At 48.7% G+C, this 3,666-nt stretch carries 6 protein-coding genes; 3 read left to right on the top strand and 3 right to left on the bottom strand.

All coding sequences use genetic code 11. The annotated features are described in order from the left end of the window. Positions 1 to 334, bottom strand: a 334-nt coding sequence (locus CKY02_RS22510; protein ID WP_240002120.1) for a CHC2 zinc finger domain-containing protein, incomplete at its 3' end; no start/stop codon positions are given. Positions 335 to 470: 136 nt separating this feature from the next. Here CKY02_RS22510 and CKY02_RS22505 point away from each other — a divergent pair. The 3 genes from CKY02_RS22505 to CKY02_RS22495 all read left to right on the top strand — a co-directional run bounded on the left by CKY02_RS22505 (position 471) and on the right by CKY02_RS22495 (position 1,414). After that, a complete protein-coding gene (locus tag CKY02_RS22505) occupies positions 471 to 803 on the top strand; it encodes a helix-turn-helix domain-containing protein (RefSeq protein WP_046397400.1) in 333 nt (110 codons plus the stop codon). Positions 804 to 881: 78 nt separating this feature from the next. After that, complete coding sequence (locus CKY02_RS22500) at positions 882 to 1,202, top strand: SymE family type I addiction module toxin (protein WP_046397397.1); 321 nt, start codon at positions 882 to 884, stop codon at positions 1,200 to 1,202. Between the two features lie 14 nt (positions 1,203 to 1,216). Further along, the gene (locus CKY02_RS22495) at positions 1,217 to 1,414 is read left to right on the top strand and encodes a DUF7706 family protein (RefSeq protein ID WP_046397398.1); all 198 of its coding nucleotides are present in this window, start codon (positions 1,217 to 1,219) and stop codon (positions 1,412 to 1,414) included. A gap of 263 nt (positions 1,415 to 1,677) precedes the next feature. Here the strand turns inward: CKY02_RS22495 and CKY02_RS22490 are convergent, their stop codons facing one another. Both CKY02_RS22490 and CKY02_RS22485 read right to left on the bottom strand, forming a co-directional pair. After that, entirely contained in the window at positions 1,678 to 2,205 is a 528-nt protein-coding gene (locus tag CKY02_RS22490; protein ID WP_112896955.1) for an SMI1/KNR4 family protein, read from the bottom strand. Positions 2,206 to 2,208: 3 nt separating this feature from the next. After that, positions 2,209 to 2,643 (bottom strand): DNA/RNA non-specific endonuclease, encoded by a 435-nt coding sequence (locus CKY02_RS22485; protein WP_112896954.1) that lies wholly within the window; start codon positions 2,641 to 2,643, stop codon positions 2,209 to 2,211. Between the last annotated feature and the right edge of the window lie 1,023 nt (positions 2,644 to 3,666).

Raw genomic sequence — 3,666 nt, 5'->3', positions numbered from 1 at the left:
CCAGCATGGCCGGTTCATCCGGTTGCACCAGCGGGGCCACCGAGGGGTTATCTCCCAGTATCCCGCGCAACTGTTCCACGGCCCGGCGCAGACTTAAGCCCTTAGTTTTCATTACCCAGTCCAGCACTGAGCCGCCGGCATCACAGCCAAAACAGTGATAGAGATTTTTTGCCGGTGAGATAACCATTGACGGGGTTTTCTCCTGATGGAACGGGCACAGCAGCACGTAATCGTTGCCGCGTTTAAAGAGCTGTCGCCCCTGTTGCTCCACCACGGCGACTAAGGAGACGGCGGCTTTCAGGTGCTGTAATTCTGCTTCGGGAATGCGTGCCATAAAAATGTTCCTTTTAAATCCTTGTCAATGCTCTATATAGATACTATTATATGTCCTATAAAGGTTATTTAGTCAAGTCTATTCAGAACAGGGGGAGATAATGGAAGCCATCACGACTGATAAAGGAACATTCTGGATGAGCTTTTCTGCCCGTTTTCTGCAACTGCGTAAGCAACAAGGACTGACTCAGCCACAGATGGCTGACAAGGTGGGGATACATCTGACACAAGTTCGTCGCTATGAATCTGGTGAGGCTCAACCCTCTTTAGACATTCTTAAACGTATTGCTGTTACGTTTAATGTTTCAGCAGACTGGCTGATATTTGAGGAGGGCGAGCGGGAGCCGCAGGACGAACTTAAGCTAAAGTTTGAGGCGGTTAAACAGATGGACGAGGAGGAGCGACGCTCTGTGACCTCGGTTCTGGATGCAATGATTTTAAAACATCAGGCAAAACGGTTATTGGGCTGACCTGATTTAATGCGGCTCTACCGTGGTTGCAACACGATACAGCCGCTAACCACAAGCAACTATGCGAGGTAGTTAATTATGGCTAAGACGCATTCTAAGGCAGAAGTCGCTGTAAATAAAGCAGCGAAAACAGAACGTTATTACACCGTGGGATACGTGCCGCAAAACGACAAGGCTAAAGCACCGCCTGCGATACACCTGAAAGGTCAGTGGCTTAAGGCCGCAGGCTTTGATATTGGCGGCACTTTAACGGTGAAAGTGATGAATGGTTGTCTGGTGCTAATACCGGACAGTGACAACACCCACACCATCAGGCAACAGTACCTGCGCCAGCAGGAGCAACTCAGTGATATCAAGCTCCGCATGCGCGAACTCATTGGCGACTACAAAACCATTTAAAGGAGGGGAATAGCATGAGAGCAGGGATTGAGCAGCTAAAGGAAGTGCACCTGAGCCATGACGAAGCAATGGCACTGGCGCAACTGGTTAAGCGGTTGAGCTGGGCAGAGATACGGACCTGTGCGGTTGATGACACGGAAGCCTGGGTTATCAAGGCCGCGATAGGGCGGCTCCAGTCGGCACTGGCGTATCACGGGTATTCGCCACGGTAAGAAAGAAGTCAGCCGGAAGTGATTCCGGCTTTCTGCTGTTTCAGAGAAAAAACAGAATAAAATAGCAAAAATATAGACTATGTATATATTTACTATGAATATTATATTTTCCTGTATTATTCCTTTGTTTATCTTCTTATTTATTTTATATTTTCGTGATTTTAATTTATATATTTAATATATAAGTTCAACCCTGTAAAATATTTATTTTAAGTATAAAAATAACAAAGCGGAAAGATCACGGGGATCTTTCCGGCTTATTTTTAAATGCTACTAAATTCTATATTTTTAGAAGGAAAACCATCAGGGAATGACATGCATTTGACGTTTCTTGATAAAACACCTTCTAAAAAATCAATGAAATTTTCTTGCCTATATTCAACTTCTGGTGCCCTTGCCGCAATAATAGCGACATTCCATAAGTCACTATTATCTGACGATACAACCCAAAATATATAATCGCCGTTATCTGTAACTCCAATAGGAAGCAATCCATTAATATCGGGATAAAGAATAAACGGATAATAATCTGGATCAGATTCAACAAGGGACTGAAAATCTTCAATAACCCATTCTTTTTGCCTAAAGAAATTTAAATCATCATCTTCGCTAAATGGGTTAAATATAGTGATAAAATCAGCAATTCTACCTGTTCCATATTGGGTTATAAAATCAATATAGTCTTTAGGAAAAGAATACTGTTCATCTATTAACGGCCACGTTTTACCTTCACCATTTTCATTAGGATGAACAGGTAAGGGCAATAGATTCTTTAAGCTCTCTATACTCATTATTTATATTCCTGGAGGGTTAAGAACGGTGACATATTCAAAGAAGCCCCCTGAACCTTCGGCTTTCATTGTAATACCTGCTGGTATTCTGGATGGTCCCTTATAAATAGGAATAGAACTCATTTCAACAACTTCTCCTTGTTCTAAGGCTTTTCTTATTCTACCTTCGACTCCACTCATGACAGGAGTATTAGCAGGTCTTTGTTGAAGAGTAACCAGGTTCCTAACATCATCACCAGAACCACCTAATTGTCGTCCGAGCAAATGGCCCCTAGCTCTGTTAGAACATTTTCCTGTAATAAATCCTGGCGGCTGTATATCGGGATTAGCGTGCGTACCCATATTAATATGACCTTTATCTAAAGTGGCATGAACTCCTGTAGGGCGCCCTAAATGATCTAATTCGCCATATTTAATACTATTAGGACATCCCGTCAACCCGAACGGATCAACCCAGTTCGTCGGATTATGGACGTACGCATACGGGTTCGGACCCCCATTTAGCCCTAGCGGGTCTTAGGGACTATCCCGACGCCATCATACAGTTTAGCGGAGCTTTCCCCCTGATTTAGCAGCCTTTTTCTCCACCGCTTTTTCCCACCCTGTTAAAGAACATGTTAACTCGCCCCGACGAGCACTTGGCCGATTTTAGCTCACTTTTTCCCCGATGTCAGTGTCGGGTTTCCGCCCGCTTTTCCTGCCAGAACCGGTTTTTATTGGGAACCCGTGGCGGCGGGGCAGCTTGTCTGCGCCGCTGACGCGGGTTGGCCGGGTGCGGGCTGGCGAAGCCCGCTTATCGATGGATTTCTGCGGGGAGCCCCCGCTCGCGGGGGCGGATGGGGCGAAGATGGCGAGTACGGAGACGAGCAAGGAGCCTGCGACTGCGAGCCGGACGCAGCCAGTGCAGCAGGGTTGGGCGGGGGCAATAAACTGCGGCCAGCTTGCTGGCCTGCCTTCTGGGCTGTTGACCTTAACGGACTGACTGACAACGGTTTAAGGCAGATTTTCGCCCCGGAGCCGCCAGGGAGGGCGGCGACTGCGGCGGTGGGTTTTGGCACCGCGGCTGACAGCAGCGGGCGCAGCCCGGTGCGCCTCTGGGGCTGAGAAGCTCAATCCGGCGGCCAGCCGCTCACCGTTGTTGAGGTGGCCGCGCAGCGCCCTGCGGTGGGCGGTGCCGACATAATGTGCCGTTAAGCGTGGTGGGCCGTGCAGGCCCATTTCGCTTAATGCCACATTATGTTCAATGGCGGCTGACCGGCAACGACGGTCACAGAGAACGCCGAAGTTCAGCGCCGGGCGGCCGGCATTTACTGCCGGGCACGCCGAAGGTAGGGAGGCAGTCTGTGCGCAGGGACGCGCGCAGTCTGCCTTTCACTGCACCCCACAGGCTCACAGGGAAGCGGCTAACCGTCGAACTGTCCAACCGCACTCAGGTTTCAGGCCGGCTTCGGGCTGTCCGAC

Origin of the sequence: Photorhabdus bodei (genome assembly GCF_003287735.1) — a bacterium.
Classification (GTDB): domain Bacteria; phylum Pseudomonadota; class Gammaproteobacteria; order Enterobacterales; family Enterobacteriaceae; genus Photorhabdus; species Photorhabdus kayaii.
Note: the sequence above shows the minus strand (reverse complement) of the source record. Positions and strands in the feature narration are given on the sequence as shown.